A 16930-nucleotide genomic window follows, 5' to 3' on the forward strand; every position below is an offset into this window, starting at 1 on the left:
ATATGGCATTTGAACATATTACAGAAGCAGTCAATGAGATGAAGCAAGCGGGCACGTTCCGCTCGCTCGTGCCGCTCGAGTCGGCGCAAGGGAACGAGGTCACGATCAATGGGAAGTCGCTCGTGCAATTGTCATCGAACAACTATCTCGGACTCGCCAACCATCCACGTCTGAAGCAAGCGGCGATTGAAGCGGTCGAACAGTTCGGCGCCGGTACGGGCTCGGTCCGGACGATTGCCGGGACGTTCGAGATGCATGAGGCGTTCGAGCGTGAGCTCGCCGAGTTCAAACATACGGAAGCGGCACTCGTGTTCCAGTCGGGCTTCGCAACGAACCTTGGGGTGTTATCGGCGCTCCTCGGTCCGGAAGACGTCGTCATCAGTGACGCGCTCAACCACGCCTCAATTATCGACGGCATCCGCTTGACGAAGGCGGCCCGTCGCATCTATAAACACGTCGACCTCGCCGATTTAGAGGTGGCGTTGAAAGAGACGCAAGACTACCGGACGCGCCTCATCGTCACGGACGGCGTCTTCTCGATGGACGGAAACATCGCCCCGCTCCCAGAGATCGTCGAGCTCGCGGAGAAGTACGACGCAGCGGTAATGGTCGACGACGCGCACGCGTCAGGTGTTCTCGGTCAGAACGGCCGCGGGACGGTCAACCACTTCGGACTCGATGGGCGGGTCGCGCTCCAAGTCGGGACGCTCTCAAAAGCAATCGGTGTCCTCGGCGGCTACGTCGCCTGTTCGAATGACGTCCGCGACTTCTTGATTCAAAAAGGACGCCCGTTCCTCTTCTCGACGTCACACCCGCCAGCGGTCGTCGCGGCGAACCGCGAGGCGATTCGTGTTATGAAAGAGGAAGAAGAGCTGTTCGATAAGCTTTGGGCGAACACGGAGTTCTTCAAGACGGGTCTTCGTGACCTCGGTTTTGATATCGGTCACGCGACGACGCCGATCACACCGGTCATGCTCGGCGAAGAGACGCTCGCGCACACGTTCTCGGACAAGTTGAAAGACCACGGCGTGTTCGCACAGAGCATCGCTTTCCCGACGGTCGAGAAAGGCAGGGCGCGGATCCGGACGATCGTGACGGCGGAACATACACGTGACGACCTCGAACGCGCGCTCGCTGCCTTCAAGGCGGTCGCAGAAGAATTGAACGTGACGCTCCACGCGTAAACTTGAGACTGCAGACGAACTGTCTGCAGTTTTTTTGTGTTGAAACAGATGTATGATTGTTCTCGATTTATCAATCAATCGTTCAGCCCGACCAATCGAGGAGTGGGCGATAAGCGTTTTGAACAAGGTAAAACGTTTCGTTTTGAAAAAATTGGTAGACGTTTAAGAAGAGAGACTCTAAAATTTGAAAAGAAATAATTGAAAAAGTACTTTATTTCAAATACCGAATCGGAATATAAAAGTCTGGAGAAATGTAAGGATGATTGATCATATTTTAATCGTCATTTGTATCATCGACGTGGAGTCGTGGAAAGAATTTTTCTTATTTTTATGGATGACGATTTGGGCATCGATATTCGTATCAGTTTATGCGATGGCGTGGTACGTACGCATTAAATATGATACGTCGCCGGATTTCACGGCATCGTTTGGGATCGATTCATTCCCTGGATGGGGAGCTTTCTTTAGCCAAATGCTCCATGGTTCAAACGTCACACAGAATGCACTGCTTCACGCCCTCTTTTTGTTCTGGATGCGTAAAAACAACGCCTGGTATGTGTGGTTGCTGAAAGTACCCTCGCTCTTTTTCGTAAGCCTCTTCTTTATCAAATACATTCCGGTCGTCTTTCAGTGGCTATTCACGTAAAAAGAGCAAGGCACTTGGCCTTGCTCAAATCTTGAACATCCCACGAAATCCACGGGCCGCGTAATACGAATCGGCACCGTTGTGATAAACAAAGGTGTGGTCATAGCGGCGGTCGCAGAACAAGGCGCCGCCTTTTTGACGAATCGTCTCTGGCGTTACAATCCAACTCGACGTCTTTAAGTCGAACGTACCGAGCGTCTGCAAATAGCGATACGTCGCTTCGTCAAGTAGCTCAAGCCCCATCTGTTCAGCTAAGGCGACGACACTCCTGTCCGGCTTGTTCTTCTTCCGGGCCGCTAGCGCCTGCTCATCGTAACAAAGACTACGCCGTCCGCTCGGACTTTCCGGGGAGCAGTCACAAAAGGCGAGCTCACCGTTTGGAAGTCGAATCACGTCCGGTTCGCCGCCGGTCCGTTCCATTTCAAAGAGTGTGAGGAGCTTGTCCGGATTCGTCTCAAGCTTCATTACCACATCTGACCAGACGACATCCGGATGTCGCTCCATGTGGCTATCAAAGCGCGATTCGATGATCGCAAATAATTCGTTTTTGTCTTCAGTTGAGAGGTCGGTCACGATGCTTCACTCCGTTTCAGTAGTTTCTATCAGTATAAGATATTTTTTCGCCATCCATTCATAATTCATTGAGCGAAAGGGGAATGTACGTTGAACTTTGATGAAGTGAATGTTCAGCATTTAAACGTGCAGACGTTCCAGACGATTGATTTGTTTCAAATCAAAACGATTTGGTCTGATTGTCTGCTGAATGATTCTTATCGTGTGACAGATTATTCAGAGCTGAACTTACATATGACGAAGCAAGAATTACTTCAGCTTCGATGGATCGATTTGACGTTACCGATTGGCATCTATTCGAATGAAAAACTAGTCTTTTTGTATAATTCGTATCATCGCAAATTATATACAGAAAATGTTGTGTCCATCGCGCTAGCCGGACACGATGCTTCCTTCCTCGATTTTTTATTAGCACACAGTCAGACATTTCATTATCCAGATTCATTTTCTGCACAAATGGAATCTCTCTATGATTTTCGTGGGACAATTTGTGGGACAGCCAATGGAGGGAGTTTTATTTACCGAAGTTGAAAGAACCTACATCATTTATTACTTATTTATTGGTCACGCTTGGTGCTCAATCATTTCATATCGTTTCATCAAAGAATGAATTTTTGTCCGGTTTTGAAATCTGGGCGAAGCGGACGGGATGCGATCATTCGATGGAACGCATCGGGAAATGGATGTGGTCGAAGACATATAAGGTGAGAGGTGAGATATCACAACTTTCAGAACATTCCTTGCATCAGCTTGTCTCATTAGTAAACCAATCTGAAGAGTGGAAAGGCATTCGATTCCTCATCCCGACCGCGACAGAAACCGTCTCATTGTTCATCGGAGGCGATTTGACGCAAGGGGATGGGTACGGTGCGTTTCAGTATAAACTTGCGGGAGAAGTGATTTCCAATGAGATTTGAAGATTTATTCTTGTATGACGGGATGATGCACGTGTTTGCTTTCAATTATGACATCGGTCCGAAACGCCTGACGTTCCAGCTGCAACTTTTCGACCATCGGAAGAAACAGAACGCCTCTTTCCGTGAGCGCCTCGAGACGAATGGGGTTCATCCGCAAAGCGAGATGGTGAACGTGAAGCTCCGCTTTGAAGACATCATCTACATGGAAGTCATCGATGAATCGTATGCCGATGGGGTGGTGGTCACGTCTCACGACCACTTTGAAGGGAATCAAGTCGTTCGTTATACAAAGTCCGGTTATCTCGACCAGCTACAACAGACGCGATTTCAGTTATGGGCGTTCATCAAACCGGATGATGCCATGTTGTATCACTATCGGATTTACGGTTTGGACACGGTACTTGAGATTATCACGATGTCGGACCCGACTATCGAGGCGGCGATTGGGTTAACTTGTATCCGTCGCGGAAGCCCGAGCTTTTACTTTGATTGGTAAACTAAAGTACGCATGACAGTAAACAGGCGCCCTCTCAGAAGCGAGAAGGCGCCTATTTGTTAAGTTGATTGAACTACATCTTCCGTCAAATCGATTTGTCGACCGAGCCAGACGAGTGGGACGGTCAACGCTGCACCAATCAAATAGACGACAGCGATCGGCAATCCGTCCGCGAGTAGCCCGAACGTCAGACTGCCGATGCTGAAGGCGAGGGTGTAGGCCGTCTGTTGGACGCTATAGACGTATGGCAGTTGCGCGGCCGGCATTGTCTCTTGGAGCACCGTGTTCGTCTGGATGATCCGGAGTTGGGTGGCGTATCCTTGAACCGCGAGCGCGATGAGTGCGAATACGATATGAGACGTCACGCCGAACAACAAGGCCGTCCCGACCGACAGCATGGAGCTGATCCCAAGCGAACTGCTTCGTTGAGCGCGATACAGATACGCACTGGCCAGAATCATGCTGATCAAGAAGCTCGCGTTCATCGTCCCCCACCAGCTCGTATCGATGTGGAGCTGACGTTCCAGATAGACGAGTAGGAGCGCCGAGATCCAGAGCGTGCTGACGAACGATTCGAGCGTGACGAATACCGTCAGTAACCGAACGAAAGGCGCCGTTCGCACGATGGCGAGGCTGTCTCTTAGGGAAATGTCTGATTCGCCATCTTCTATCGTCACGTCGCGCTCAAGGGAACGGACGAATTGATACGTGACGAGCGTCGAGAGCATGAACATCATCAACGCAATCATCAGAGCAAGTGCGCTAGAAAACGAGGCGACAACAATCGTACCGAGCGGCCACATCGCCAGCTGGATGAACTGGTTCGACCCTTGGACGAGACTGTTGGCTCGTTGGCGATTCGTCGTTAGCCGCGGGATGAACGAAGCCTGGACCGGACGGGCGAACCCGTCCAAGAAGGCGATGAGCACGACGAGTCCGAGAACGAAAATCGAGTCAGACCAGATGACGGCCCCGAGCAAGACCGTCTTCAACAGTTGCGTGACGAGCAACGTCTGACCGAGGGTGAACCGAGACAAGACGCGGGCAAAGAACAGACCGCTCACGGTCATGCCGAGCGTGACGGCAATCGGGAAACTGGCGGCGGCCAGGGCGGAACCGGTCTGTTGATATAACAAAGCGATCAAGGCGACGATACAAAGCACGTCACCGATATTGGCCAGCCATTGACTGACCAGCAGCAGGTAAAACGACTTCATCATGACTCTCCTCCAGAACTATTCAATTTTGGGTGGATGACATGATGTCGAATTACATACTTTCACCGCTTTCAAATTATTTACAAATAGTTTACGATAAAATGATTAAGAACACAATAAATGGAAAGTGACAGGGGGAAACGACATGTTACACTATGACATCAATGACCAGCTTCAACTACGAATGTTTACCATCGATGATGCGGAGGCATTGTTCCAGTTGACGATGGCGTCGAAGCCATACCTTCGCGAGTGGCTCGGTTGGCTCGATTATATCGAGACGGTCGACGATTCGCGACAAAATATCGAAGGCAGAATTAAAGGATTGATGGAGACGGGCGGGTATCCGAAATCGTTCGCGATTGTGTATCAGGGCGAGCTCGCCGGGACGATCGGCTTCAACGATATTAACCGGGGCATTAAGTGCGGCACGGTCGGCTATTGGCTCGGCCAAGACTTTCAAGGGAAGGGCATTATGAGTCAAGCGCTCGAGACGCTCATCGAGTATGGGTTCCGCGACCTCGGGCTCAATAAAATCGAGATTCGTGTCGCGACGGGGAACGTGAAAAGCCGGGCGCTCCCGGAAGGACTCGGATTCAAACAAGAAGGCGTGCTCCGCGACGCCGAATGGCTATACGACCGCTACGTAGACCCTGTCGTCTATGGGCTGTTGCGAGCGGAATGGACCGGTTGATTATGAGGTTTTGAAATAATGACCGAGCAGCTGATCGATGATGAAAAAGACGGCTGCGCTCAATACACCGAGTAAGGATGCGAAGTTGAACACTCCCGTCTCGAAAATCGATAGGTCGAACAACAGGCCGTATGGAAGCACGAACAACCAGCCAGCGATAAGGTGGAACATCAAAGACGTCATCCGTTTCGAGCGGAATGGCGTCTTTTCGTTGAGGTATTCCGACAATAGCGACATCGTCGTCCCGTACAGAAACACGACGGGGAGGGCGAACAAGGCATAGACGAGGACGCTATGCCAATACGGTAATTCGAATGCGTCCAGGAGTACGAGCGGTAAGACGAACGGGATGATGAACAGACTGAACAATGCGGCTTGAATCTTTTGGAACAGCATGGCCTCTCCTCCTTGAAATCATCAGTCGAAAAGCCGACATGCGTTCATGCCGGCTCGTTACAGAATCGTTTTTGATGCATAGAGCGTCTCACCGAAATCGGCATACGCCTGCTCATAACGGCGAAGCGACGACTCCTTATGCATGCACGTGACGTTCATGCGCTCGATTGGGGTCATGTCTTCCGCATACGTCTTCAAAACATGGGCGTTCCGGAGCATCGACGGTGTGACCGAGCGGGCGAGACCGCTCCGTTCGTTCAACTGGCGCATCATTTTCGTGATCATGACGATCGTCAGCTGCTTCGGCTGGTTCTTCGCATACACCCAGCGGAACGTCATCCGGGCGAAATCGAACGAGACGAAGACGGGGTCGTCCGAGTACCAGCGCGGGCGCACCGGTGTCGGGATGTCGGCGAGATAGTTCATGAGGAGCGACTGGTCCGCTTGGCTGAGTTTCAACGTGAATTTGTTGCCGAGCCGGTCGTAGACGTCGAACGCATGGCTCGCGAGATGCAAATCATTCATTCGCAGCCGGATGATATGGTGGACGCGGAGCCCGTATTTATAGAAGAGCGTCACAATCAGCTCATTCCGGTTGACAAGATACGGATGCGCTTGCAGTTGGTTCTCGCTCAATCCTTTCGTCGAACGAATCGTCTTGACGAGCCGGTCGAACTCCGTCTCGAGTGCGATTTGGTCAATCGTCAGCGTATGCGCCGGTTGCGCGTAGTGGAGCATCTTTTTACGGAGCGGGTTCAAAAATGTCGTCAAGCTGTTGATGACCGTGACGATGCGGGCGACCGTCGCCTGTTGGTACAGTTTCTCTTCGATGAGGAAGTCGTTGACGAACGTCTTCCACGATTCGAGCGGGACGGCAAGCCAGCCGTTCGGTGTGTCGAGTTCGACGTTATGGTCACGGAAGTATTTATGGACGTCGATCAAGTCGTAGCGGTATCGTTTCAGCGTCGACGGTTGCCGTCCGCTCGCCCCGAGGTGATACAAATACGTCTCGATGTATTCCGGGAGTGGATAATCTTTCGTTCGTTTCGTCATCGTCGTTCCTCCTTCTCTTCTTATCGTACCACAAACGGACGTTCTCCATTCCTCGATTCGTGGTAAGATGGGAGGTGAGATTCAAAAAGGAATGAGGAATGGATATGCAACGAGAGAAAGTAATCATCGTAGGCTGTCAGCTACCGACGGTCGATGATTGGACATATGAACAGTCGATGGGCGAGCTCGTCGAACTCGTCGACACCGCGAAGGGTGAAGTCGTCGCGAGACTCGATCAAAAGCGGCAACAAGTCGACCGCCGCACGTTCATCGGCAAAGGGAAAATCGAAGAGCTCGCCATGCTCGTCGAACAGTTCGAGCCGGACATCGTCATCTTCAACGCCGAGCTGTCACCGGCGCAATCGAAGAACATCCGCATCTCGCTGAACGATCCCGAAAAGATGAAATTGATTGACCGGACCCAGCTCATCCTCGACATTTTCGCAGGACGCGCCCAATCGAAAGAAGGGAAGCTCCAAGTCGAGCTCGCACAGATGAACTATCTGTTGCCACGCCTAATCGGACAGGGCACGCAGTTGTCACGTCTTGGAGGCGGCATCGGGACACGCGGACCGGGTGAGACGAAACTCGAATCGGACCGTCGTCACATCAAGCGTCGAATCGATGAGATCTCGAAGCAACTCGAAGGGACCGTCGCGCACCGTGACCGTTACCGAGAACGCCGGAAAGAGAACCGCGTCTTCCAAATCGCCCTCGTCGGATATACGAACGCCGGGAAGTCGACAATCTTTAACCGTTTGACCGAGGCGGACACGTATGAGCAAGACGAACTGTTCGCGACGCTCGATCCGCTCACACGTGAGCTCGAACTGCCGCGGGGCGGAAAAGTGCTCATTACCGACACGGTCGGATTCATCCGCGACTTGCCGACGAAACTCGTCGCGGCGTTCCGGTCGACACTCGAAGAAGTCGTCGGGGCTGACTTGGTGCTACACGTCATCGACGCGTCGAACCCGCACTACTTGAACCAAATTGACACGACGAACTCCGTTCTTTCAGAGCTCGGGGCGAGCGAGGTGCCGCAACTCGAGGTGTACAACAAGAAAGACCGGTTGACCGAGGACTTCCTGGGTGGGCCGCTCCTCATCTCGGCGATTGACCCGAGCGACATCGAGACGCTCATCGGCGCGGTCGAAGATAAGATTTGTGACGTGTTGACGCGCGTCCACGTCGTCTTGCCGGTCAGTTCGTTCGAGCACTATCATCCGGCGAAAGAGGCGATGTATCGGCTTGAAGAGAAGTTTTTAGATGACGGTTCGGTCGAACTCGTCGGATATATGAGAGAAGACACGCGTCTATATGCGACGCTGAAACAATTTGAGGTGTGACGTATGTGGCAGGAAAAGATTGAACATTATGAAGAGATTGCGCCGTTCGTGAAAGCAGCGGAAGCGCGAATCAAACCATTCGTGGAACGAATCGAGGAGACGGCGGAATACAACCAGTTCCGCGTCCTCGAATCGTTCAAAAAACATAAAGTGTCGGATTTCCATTTCAATCCGACGACGGGCTACGGCTATGACGACATCGGTCGGGATACGCTCGAAGCCATCTATGCCGACGTGTTCGGTGCCGAGCTCGCGCTCTGCCGGCCACAAATCATCTCAGGGACGCACGCCATCGGGATTGCCTTGTTCGGTGTGCTCTTGCCTGGAGACGAGTTGCTCTATATCACCGGGAAGCCATACGACACGCTCGAGGAAATCGTCGGGATTCGCGGCGATGGTCGCGGTTCATTGAAAGAGCTCGGCGTGACGTATGACAAAGTCGAACTGAAAGACGACCGGATTGACGTCGATACCGTCATCGCGCGGATTCGTCCCGAGACGAAGCTCGTCGGCATCCAGCGCTCAAAAGGCTACGCCAACCGGCGCAGCATCCCGGTGCAGGAGATTGGGGAGGCGATTACAAAAATCAAGGCGGCCCATCCGCACGTGTTCGTCTTCGTCGACAACTGTTACGGCGAGTTCGTCGAGACGTTGGAGCCGACACATGTCGGAGCCGACCTCATGGCCGGTTCCCTCATTAAGAACCCGGGAGGTGGGCTCGCGAAGACGGGCGGCTATATCGCCGGGACACGTGAACTCGTGGAACGTTGTTCGTTCCGAATGACGACCCCTGGTATCGGCAGCGAGGCCGGCCCGTCGCTCTATTCGCTCCAAGAGATGTACCAAGGCTTCTATATGGCCCCGCACACGGTCGCCCAGGCCTTGAAAGGGGCGCATCTGTCAGCAAGCCTGCTCGCGTTGCTCGGTTTCGAGACGACGCCGCACCACGCCGAGCGTCGGACCGATTTGATTCAATCGGTGACGTTCCGAGACCGCGACAAGATGATCGCTTTCTGCCAAAGCATCCAGATGGCCTCGCCCGTGAACGCGCATGCGCTCCCGGTGCCGGCGTATATGCCAGGCTATGAGGATGACGTCATCATGGCGGCCGGGACGTTCATCCAAGGGTCGTCGATCGAGCTATCAGCCGATGGACCGCTCCGCGCACCGTATACGGCTTACGTTCAAGGCGGCTTGACGTATGCGCATGTCAAGGTCGCATTGATGCTCGCCTTGAGCCAGTTACGCACGAAAGGACTCGTCACGTTTGACCAGACTAAACTCACAACTGCATTGTAACCGAAATGTCATGTTAACTTTCTTAACATCGCTTGACAGGAAAAGTGTCATGTATTATTCTCACAGTGTAAGACAGCAAAGGAGGAGTAAGGGATGGCCGATCAATTTCGTCGCTCCAACCCGTTGTTTCCGATTGGAATCGTCCAAGATTTAACGCAACTGACAGGTAGGCAGATTCGGTATTATGAAGAACAGGGTCTGATTTCGCCTAGTCGGACGGAATCGAAACGACGACTTTATTCCTTCAATGATGTCGAACGTCTACTCGCGATCAAGGACTTCATCGACCAAGGGTTCAACTTGGCGGCGATTCGCCACATGTTGGACAATGAAGAGCCGAAAGAGGCGGAAGCTTCCGCCGCACCGGCACCGGTCAGTGATGCGCCGAAAATCTCGGAAAAAGAATTGCATCAACTGTTAAAGACACAACTGCAAGAAGCCGGACGCTTCAATAAGACATCGCTCATCCAAGGTGAGCTTTCGCGCTTTTATCGCTGACGGCAACACATCAACCATTACACAATGTGAGAGGGGACATTTCACCATGGCCAGAAAAACGTTCACAAAAGAAGACATTAAACGGATCGCACAAGAAGAGGACGTACGCTTTATTCGTCTTCAATTCACAGACATCCTCGGAACAATCAAAAACGTCGAGGTGCCAATCAGCCAATTGGACAAAGCCCTCGACAACAAGATGATGTTCGACGGTTCTTCAATCGAAGGTTTCGTCCGCATCGAGGAGTCAGACATGTACCTTTATCCAGACCTTAACACGTGGGTTGTCTTCCCGTGGACAGATGGCAGCGGAAAAGTCGCCCGCTTGATTTGTGATATTTATAACCCAGACGGCACACCGTTCAGCGGTGACCCGCGCGGTACGCTCAAACGCAACCTTGAGCACATGCAAAAGCTTGGCTTCACGGCGTTCAACGTCGGTCCTGAGCCAGAGTTCTTCCTCTTCAAAAAGGATTTGAACGGTCAACCGACGCTCGAATTGAACGACCAAGGCGGCTACTTCGACTTGGCGCCGGTCGACCTCGGTGAGAACTGCCGTAAAGAGATCGTCATCGAGCTTGAGAACATGGGCTTTGAAATCGAAGCGTCACACCACGAAGTCGCACCAGGGCAACACGAGATCGACTTCAAATATGCGGATGCCGTGACGACAGCCGATAACATCCAAACGTTCAAGCTCGTCGTCAAGACGATTGCGGCGAAGTACGGTCTTCACGCGACATTCATGCCGAAGCCGCTCTTTGGCGTCAACGGTTCAGGGATGCACGCGAACATGTCGCTCTTCAAAGGCGACACGAACGTCTTCTACGATCCGAACGGCGAAATGGAGCTTTCAGACACGGCCCGCGCCTTCACGGCGGGAATCCTCGAGCACGCTCGTGCGTTCACGGCCATCTGTAACCCGACGGTCAACTCGTATAAGCGTCTCGTCCCAGGTTACGAAGCGCCTTGCTACGTAGCGTGGAGCGCCCGCAACCGTTCACCACTCGTTCGTGTCCCGGCGGCCCGTGGCCTCTCGACGCGTATCGAAGTACGTTCGGTCGACCCGGCGGCGAACCCGTACCTCGCGCTCTCGTCACTCTTGGCTTCAGGCCTCGACGGAATCGAGAAAGATTTGGTTGCTCCAAAACCGATCGACAGCAACATCTACGTGATGGACAAGCCTGAGCGTGTCGCGAACGGAATCGATGATCTTCCAGCGACGCTCTTCGACGCACTCGAAGTACTTCGTGGCGACAAAGTCGTCATGGACTCACTCGGCGAGCATATCGGCGAACACTTCCTCGAATTGAAAGAGATCGAGTGGGACATGTTCCGTATGCAAGTGACGGAGTGGGAACGCGATCAGTATATGACGCTCTACTAATCCAAGCAAAAAAGCGCTCGTGCCTTCTTCGGAAAGCACGGGCGCTTTTTTGCGCGTTTAAAAGGACGTCCCCGAGTGGAGACGTCCTGATTAGAACGCACGTTTGAAAAACGTGGACGTATAGTCGAGCGTCGTATGTAACGTCGTCGCGAACGTGAGCCCGAGGAAGAACGACAAGCCGAACTCGTCGAGCCAGGCGATCGCCGCCGTCTCGTACGGCGTGAACGTGAGCAGAATGACAAGCGGGAAGCCGAGATAGATGACGCGAATCAAGTCGCTCAGTACCGGTAAGTGCGAAAACAACGACCGGTGCGGTATGAGTTTCACGTAAGGCAACCAAAATCCACGGAGCGGCCCCCAACGGAAATAGGCGTCCGATTTCAAATCGAGGTCCGGGGAGAGCCAGAGCGTCCCGACGATCGCGCCGAGAAGGAGGGCGAGCGGGACATCGAGTTCAATAAAAGGCGTGGCAATCGCTAAAGCTCCGATTGCCACGAAATTCGTACGCGTATGCGTCTTACCACTCGCCATTAATGAATCGTCCGGTATACACCGATGACCTTCCCTAAAATCGACACGTTATCAAAATACATCGCCTCGAGCTCGTCGTTCTCTGGTTGTAGTCTGATTTTCGAAGCTTCTTTATAGATGCGTTTGACGGTCGCCTCGCCTTCGTCGGTCATCGCGACGACAATCTCTCCATTGTCGGCTGTGCTTTGTTGACGCACGAGCACCCGGTCTCCATCTAAGATTCCGGCGTTCACCATCGAATCTCCTGAGACAGAAAGCATGTAGACGTTATCGGCGCCGACCATGTGTGTCGGGAGCGGGAAATGTTCTTCCACGTTCTCGATTGCAGTGATCGGTGTACCGGCCGTGACTTTCCCGATGACCGGGACGTACGTGACGGCGTCGTGGTCTTCGATGACGACCGTGTCATCGCTCAAAATCTCGATTGCCCGCGGTTTCGTCTTGTCACGGCGGATAAGGCCGCGCTTTTCAAGACGGTCCAAATGACCGTGGACGGTCGAGCTTGATGCCAAACCGACGGCTTCGCCGATTTCACGGACCGAAGGCGGATAACCTTTGGCACGGACCTCGTCTTTTATAAAATCAAGTATCTGTTGTTGTCTTGCTGACATTTTTTTCAATGGAAGTCACCTCGATTATGTCGAATATCCTGCGAACGCATCCTATTCTTTATGGTCTAAGTTTAACATAGAACACATGAGCGCACAAACATTCGTTCGTTTTTTTAGCTTGACCGAACAGAAGTTCCTGTTTTATGATGAGAACAGATAAACGAACAAACGTTCTTGGGAACGTGTATTCCTATGATACGGAGGCGAAATATAATGAGAGATACAGTGAATGGAATCATCTTAGTCGGGATGTTGGTATTAGGGATGTTCGCATTTTATATGGTCGGCGAAATGAGACAAGTCGAGGTGGCGGCACCAGCCGTCGAAGACACGCGCAGTATCGAGGCGGAAGTCGCCAAGACGGAAGCGGAGACGCTTGAAGCGCGAATCATCGCTGAACGGGCTGAAAAGAATGAACGGAAGACGACCTGGTTCGCCTCGGAATAATCGTTTCTGTTTGCGAAACGACCCCGTTCCTGTGTATCGTAGAAAGGGAATGGAAAGAAAGGGAGTGACGAGATGCGAGTCGTCATTTATTGTCGCGTATCGACGAACAAGGCGGCGCAAGAGACGTCTCTCGATCGCCAAGTCGACGAATTGACGCGGATGGCGCGTCGGCTCGAGGCCGACGTCGTCGATGTCATCACCGAACAAGAGAGCGGATACGAAGTGAACCGTGGCGGGCTCCTCGACTTACTCGAACACGTATCCGCCTCGAACCTCGACGCCGTCCTCGTGACCGACGATAGCCGTCTCGGGCGAGGGAACGCTAAAATCGCGATTTTGCACACGCTCATGAAGCATGACGTTCGGCTCTTGACGATGCAATCACCAGACGAATATATCGTATCCGATGCCGAGAAGATGGTGCTCGAGATTGTGAGCGTCGTCGAGGAGTATCAGCGGAAAATCCATAACGCCAAAATCTCACGCGGGATGCGCCGGGCCGTCGCGAACGGGTTCAACCCACAGCGAAACATTCAGCACCACGACCAAGGCGGTCGGAGCCGCATCAAAGTGCCGATTGAGGAGATCGTCCAGCTACGCGAACGAGGCCTGACGTTCGCCGAAATCGCGGCCACGTTGCGCGGGTTCGGTTACGAAGTGTCGAAAGCGACCGTGAACCGGCGTTACCTCGAGCACGTCTCAGGATTGAAAACTTGATTCCTCGCCGCTGATTTTGTACAGTAGAAGAACAAATTCAGTAGAGAGGGGGCGAGCCTGATGCTAGCACCTGAACAGTTAGAACGAATCAATTTCCTCGCCAACAAAGCGAAGACAGACGGTCTGTCACAACAAGAGATGGACGAGCAACAAGCGCTTCGTCAGCAATATTTGAAAGCGTTCCGACAATCGTTCAAGTCCCAGATGATGGGCATGAAGGTGGTCGATCCGGAAGGAAACGACGTGACGCCACAAAAACTAAAAGAAGAGCAAGATCGACAACGCTCCGAGTGACTTCGAATGCACATCCTATTTCATATAGGATGTGCATGTTTGTTATACACGAACAAGGATAAGGTTCGACGATTGACGGGTAAACAAAGCGAAGGAAGTAAACGATTTCAATCAATGTGTTATACTAATTAATTAGTTGTGACACACGAATGAGTGTGCTAAAATATGACGGGTAGAAACTTTGTAACAACAGAGAGGATGAAATTAGTGGAAACAACTACTAAAGAATTATTAGCGATTAACTCGATTCGGACGCTCTCGATTGATGCGGTCCAAAAAGCGAACTCTGGTCACCCGGGTATGCCGATGGGTGCGGCTCCGATGGCGTTCACGCTTTGGACAGATAAGATGCGTCACAACCCGAAAAACCCGAACTGGTTCAACCGCGACCGGTTCGTGCTTTCAGCGGGACACGGTTCGATGCTCTTGTACTCGCTCCTTCACTTATCTGGTTACGACCTTTCACTCGACGATCTCAAATCGTTCCGTCAAATGGATTCGAAGACGCCTGGACACCCAGAGTACCGTCACACGGCCGGTGTCGACGCGACGACTGGACCGCTCGGCCAAGGGATTGCCATGGCAGTCGGGATGGCGATGGCAGAGAAACATTTGGAAGCGACATACAACCGTGATGAGTTCAAAGTGGTTGACCACTTCACATACGGGATTTGCGGAGACGGTGACTTGATGGAAGGCGTGTCGGCAGAAGCTGCCTCACTCGCTGGTCACTTGAAGCTCGGCAAGCTCGTCGTCCTTTATGATTCAAACGACATCTCACTCGACGGTGACCTTCACAAGTCGTTCTCGGAGAGCGTCGAAGACCGTTTCAACGCATACGGCTGGCAAGTCATCCGTGTCGAGGACGGAACGGACATCGACACGATCGCGAAGGCGATCGATGAAGCGAAAGCGGAGACGTCGAAACCGACGCTCATCGAAGTGAAGACGGTCATCGGCTTCGGTTCACCGAACAAGTCAGGGAAATCGGCGTCGCACGGCGCACCACTCGGCGAAGCCGAAATCGAGCTCACGAAACAGTTCTACAAGTGGGAAGGCGAGAACTTCTACGTGCCGACTGAAGTGTATGACTTGTTCAACGAGAAAGTCATCGAGCCGGGCGCGAAGTATGAGTCGGACTGGAACGAACTCGTCGAAGCTTACAAATCGGCTCATCCAGAGCTCGGTGCCCAATTCGAGCGTGCGATGAACAACGAACTCCCAGAAGGTTGGGACAGCGAGTTGCCGACGTTTGAAATCGGCTCGAAGAAAGCGACACGTCAGACGAGCGGAGAAGTATTGAACGCGATCGCGAAAGCAGTTCCGACGCTCTTCGGTGGGTCGGCTGACCTCGCCGGTTCGAACAACTCGATGATTAAAGGTGCGGCGGACTTCGACGAAGATCCGGCTGGTCGCAACATCTGGTTCGGTGTCCGTGAGTTCGCGATGGCAGCTGCCGTCAACGGCATGGCCCTCCACGGTGGCGTTCTTCCTTACGGCGCGACGTTCTTCGTCTTCTCAGACTACCTCCGTCCAGCGGTCCGTTTGGCTGCCCTCATGGGTCTCCCGTCGACGTTCATCTTGACGCACGATTCGATTGCGGTCGGTGAAGATGGTCCGACACACGAACCGGTCGAGCACTTGATGAGCTTCCGCGCGATGCCAAACGTTTCAGTTCTCCGCCCAGCGGATGGGAAAGAGACGATCGCGGCTTGGAAACAGGCGGTGACGACGACATCGACACCATCACTTCTCGTCTTGACGCGTCAAGCGCTTCCTGAGCTTGAAGGGACGTCAGTCGAGCAGGCGGCGAAAGGTGCATACGTCGTCGCGGGCGACTCGAACGGGGCGGACGTGCTTCTCCTCGGTACGGGTTCTGAAGTCCACGTCCTCGTCGAAGCGCGCGAACAACTCGCTTCAGAAGGCGTGAACGCGGCTGTCGTGTCGATGCCTTCTTGGGAATTGTTCGAAGCACAATCGGCTGAATACAAAGAGTCTGTCCTTCCGTCATCTGTGACGAAGCGCGTCTCGCTCGAAGCGGGATCGACGCTCGGATGGTACAAATACGTCGGCTTCGGCGGTAAAGTACTCGGAATCGACAAGTTCGGGGCCTCGGCTCCTGGCGACCTCCTCATGAAGGAGTATGGCATGTCGGTCGAGAACGTCGTCGACGCTGTCAAATCGCTTTAAATCAAGAACCGTCGTGATGTCATCCGTTTCTGGAGGGCATCACGATTTTTTTTCTGACGACTAGCGAATTAGCGTAATATAGTGTATAGTAAAAAACGATGTTTCATATGGTAGAGGAGGTAAAAACCTTGAGTACATTGTTCTGGATTCTTATCGTCGTAGCAGCACTCATCGGAGGTATCGCGATCGGTTTCTTCATCGCTCGTAAATACATGATGAACTACCTCGAACAAAACCCGCCAATCAATGAAGACATGATTCGCACGTTGATGATGCAGATGGGTCAAAAACCGTCACAGAAGAAAGTCAACCAAGTGATGCGTGCCATGAACGTTCAAATGAAGAACGAAAAGAAATCATAATGTTTGTGTTTGAGACACTCCGCCATCGCGGAGTGTTTTTTCGTACCCATATTTTGTTAGACAATCGAA

General features: G+C 52.6%; 21 protein-coding genes. 15 read left to right on the forward strand and 6 right to left on the reverse strand.

Annotated features, from left to right (window positions below):
- The first annotated feature begins 2 nt into the window (after positions 1-2).
- On the forward strand, positions 3-1184 hold the full coding sequence (locus tag KNP76_RS04660) for a glycine C-acetyltransferase (protein WP_214843018.1): 1182 nt from the start codon (positions 3-5) through the stop codon (positions 1182-1184).
- A gap of 259 nt (positions 1185-1443) precedes the next feature.
- A complete protein-coding gene (locus tag KNP76_RS04665; protein WP_214843020.1) occupies positions 1444-1830 on the forward strand; it encodes a hypothetical protein in 387 nt (128 codons plus the stop codon).
- Positions 1831-1854: 24 nt separating this feature from the next.
- On the opposite strand, the gene KNP76_RS04670 is transcribed toward KNP76_RS04665, so the two are convergent.
- Positions 1855-2403, reverse strand: coding sequence for a DUF4256 domain-containing protein (locus tag KNP76_RS04670; RefSeq protein ID WP_214843021.1), 549 nt, complete (start codon positions 2401-2403; stop codon positions 1855-1857).
- A 90-nt stretch (positions 2404-2493) separates the two neighbouring features.
- On the opposite strand from KNP76_RS04670, the gene KNP76_RS04675 reads away from it, so the two are divergent.
- The 3 genes from KNP76_RS04675 (at position 2494) to KNP76_RS04685 (ending at position 3816) form a co-directional block, all read left to right on the forward strand.
- On the forward strand, positions 2494-2934 hold the full coding sequence (locus KNP76_RS04675; RefSeq protein WP_214843023.1) for a hypothetical protein: 441 nt from the start codon (positions 2494-2496) through the stop codon (positions 2932-2934).
- Positions 2935-3065: 131 nt separating this feature from the next.
- Positions 3066-3320 (forward strand): hypothetical protein, encoded by a 255-nt coding sequence (locus KNP76_RS04680; protein ID WP_214843025.1) that lies wholly within the window; start codon positions 3066-3068, stop codon positions 3318-3320.
- Positions 3310-3816 carry a hypothetical protein gene (locus tag KNP76_RS04685; RefSeq protein ID WP_214843026.1) on the forward strand — a complete coding sequence of 169 codons (507 nt, stop codon included), beginning with the start codon at positions 3310-3312 and terminating at the stop codon, positions 3814-3816. The genes KNP76_RS04680 and KNP76_RS04685 overlap by 11 nt, the downstream gene beginning before the upstream one ends.
- 59 nt (positions 3817-3875) lie before the next feature.
- Here the strand turns inward: KNP76_RS04685 and KNP76_RS04690 are convergent, their stop codons facing one another.
- Positions 3876-5033: an MFS transporter gene (locus tag KNP76_RS04690; RefSeq protein WP_214843028.1), complete on the reverse strand. Its 1158-nt coding sequence runs from the start codon at positions 5031-5033 to the stop codon at positions 3876-3878.
- 145 nt (positions 5034-5178) lie between these two features.
- On the opposite strand from KNP76_RS04690, the gene KNP76_RS04695 reads away from it, so the two are divergent.
- Positions 5179-5727 carry a GNAT family N-acetyltransferase gene (locus KNP76_RS04695; RefSeq protein ID WP_214843030.1) on the forward strand — a complete coding sequence of 183 codons (549 nt, stop codon included), beginning with the start codon at positions 5179-5181 and terminating at the stop codon, positions 5725-5727.
- Here KNP76_RS04695 and KNP76_RS04700 read toward each other — a convergent pair whose 3' ends face one another.
- Both KNP76_RS04700 and KNP76_RS04705 read right to left on the reverse strand, forming a co-directional pair.
- Positions 5728-6123 carry a hypothetical protein gene (locus KNP76_RS04700; RefSeq protein WP_214843038.1) on the reverse strand — a complete coding sequence of 132 codons (396 nt, stop codon included), beginning with the start codon at positions 6121-6123 and terminating at the stop codon, positions 5728-5730.
- Positions 6124-6180: 57 nt separating this feature from the next.
- Positions 6181-7176, reverse strand: a complete 996-nt coding sequence (locus tag KNP76_RS04705) for a tyrosine-type recombinase/integrase (protein WP_214843046.1) — start codon at positions 7174-7176, stop codon at positions 6181-6183.
- 104 nt (positions 7177-7280) lie between these two features.
- On the opposite strand from KNP76_RS04705, the gene hflX reads away from it, so the two are divergent.
- The 4 genes from hflX to glnA all read left to right on the forward strand — a co-directional run bounded on the left by hflX (position 7281) and on the right by glnA (position 11709).
- On the forward strand, positions 7281-8525 hold the full coding sequence (hflX, locus tag KNP76_RS04710; protein ID WP_251137337.1) for a GTPase HflX: 1245 nt from the start codon (positions 7281-7283) through the stop codon (positions 8523-8525).
- A gap of 3 nt (positions 8526-8528) precedes the next feature.
- The gene (locus tag KNP76_RS04715) at positions 8529-9824 is read left to right on the forward strand and encodes a methionine gamma-lyase family protein (protein WP_214843056.1); all 1296 of its coding nucleotides are present in this window, start codon (positions 8529-8531) and stop codon (positions 9822-9824) included.
- A 93-nt stretch (positions 9825-9917) separates the two neighbouring features.
- Positions 9918-10322 carry a MerR family transcriptional regulator gene (locus tag KNP76_RS04720; RefSeq protein ID WP_034805014.1) on the forward strand — a complete coding sequence of 135 codons (405 nt, stop codon included), beginning with the start codon at positions 9918-9920 and terminating at the stop codon, positions 10320-10322.
- 46 nt (positions 10323-10368) lie between these two features.
- Positions 10369-11709: a type I glutamate--ammonia ligase gene (gene glnA / locus KNP76_RS04725; protein ID WP_034805011.1), complete on the forward strand. Its 1341-nt coding sequence runs from the start codon at positions 10369-10371 to the stop codon at positions 11707-11709.
- 90 nt (positions 11710-11799) lie between these two features.
- On the opposite strand, the gene KNP76_RS04730 is transcribed toward glnA, so the two are convergent.
- Both KNP76_RS04730 and lexA read right to left on the reverse strand, forming a co-directional pair.
- A complete protein-coding gene (locus KNP76_RS04730; protein WP_214843058.1) occupies positions 11800-12240 on the reverse strand; it encodes a metal-binding protein in 441 nt (146 codons plus the stop codon).
- On the reverse strand, positions 12240-12860 hold the full coding sequence (gene lexA / locus KNP76_RS04735) for a transcriptional repressor LexA (protein ID WP_214843066.1): 621 nt from the start codon (positions 12858-12860) through the stop codon (positions 12240-12242). Before lexA ends, KNP76_RS04730 begins: the two co-directional genes overlap by 1 nt.
- A 204-nt stretch (positions 12861-13064) precedes the next feature.
- On the opposite strand from lexA, the gene KNP76_RS04740 reads away from it, so the two are divergent.
- From KNP76_RS04740 to KNP76_RS04760, 5 genes are all read left to right on the forward strand, one after another.
- The gene (locus tag KNP76_RS04740; RefSeq protein ID WP_214843068.1) at positions 13065-13298 is read left to right on the forward strand and encodes a hypothetical protein; all 234 of its coding nucleotides are present in this window, start codon (positions 13065-13067) and stop codon (positions 13296-13298) included.
- Between the two features lie 72 nt (positions 13299-13370).
- Positions 13371-14015, forward strand: coding sequence for a YneB family resolvase-like protein (locus KNP76_RS04745; RefSeq protein WP_214843071.1), 645 nt, complete (start codon positions 13371-13373; stop codon positions 14013-14015).
- A gap of 60 nt (positions 14016-14075) precedes the next feature.
- Positions 14076-14309, forward strand: a complete 234-nt coding sequence (locus tag KNP76_RS04750) for a DUF896 domain-containing protein (RefSeq protein WP_034804998.1) — start codon at positions 14076-14078, stop codon at positions 14307-14309.
- A gap of 198 nt (positions 14310-14507) precedes the next feature.
- On the forward strand, positions 14508-16499 hold the full coding sequence (gene tkt / locus KNP76_RS04755) for a transketolase (protein ID WP_034818244.1): 1992 nt from the start codon (positions 14508-14510) through the stop codon (positions 16497-16499).
- 128 nt (positions 16500-16627) lie between these two features.
- Positions 16628-16861 (forward strand): YneF family protein, encoded by a 234-nt coding sequence (locus tag KNP76_RS04760; protein ID WP_024372458.1) that lies wholly within the window; start codon positions 16628-16630, stop codon positions 16859-16861.
- Positions 16862-16930 lie beyond the last annotated feature (69 nt).

The organism is Exiguobacterium sp. s150 (genome assembly GCF_018618435.1).
Lineage (GTDB): Bacteria > Bacillota > Bacilli > Exiguobacteriales > Exiguobacteriaceae > Exiguobacterium > Exiguobacterium alkaliphilum.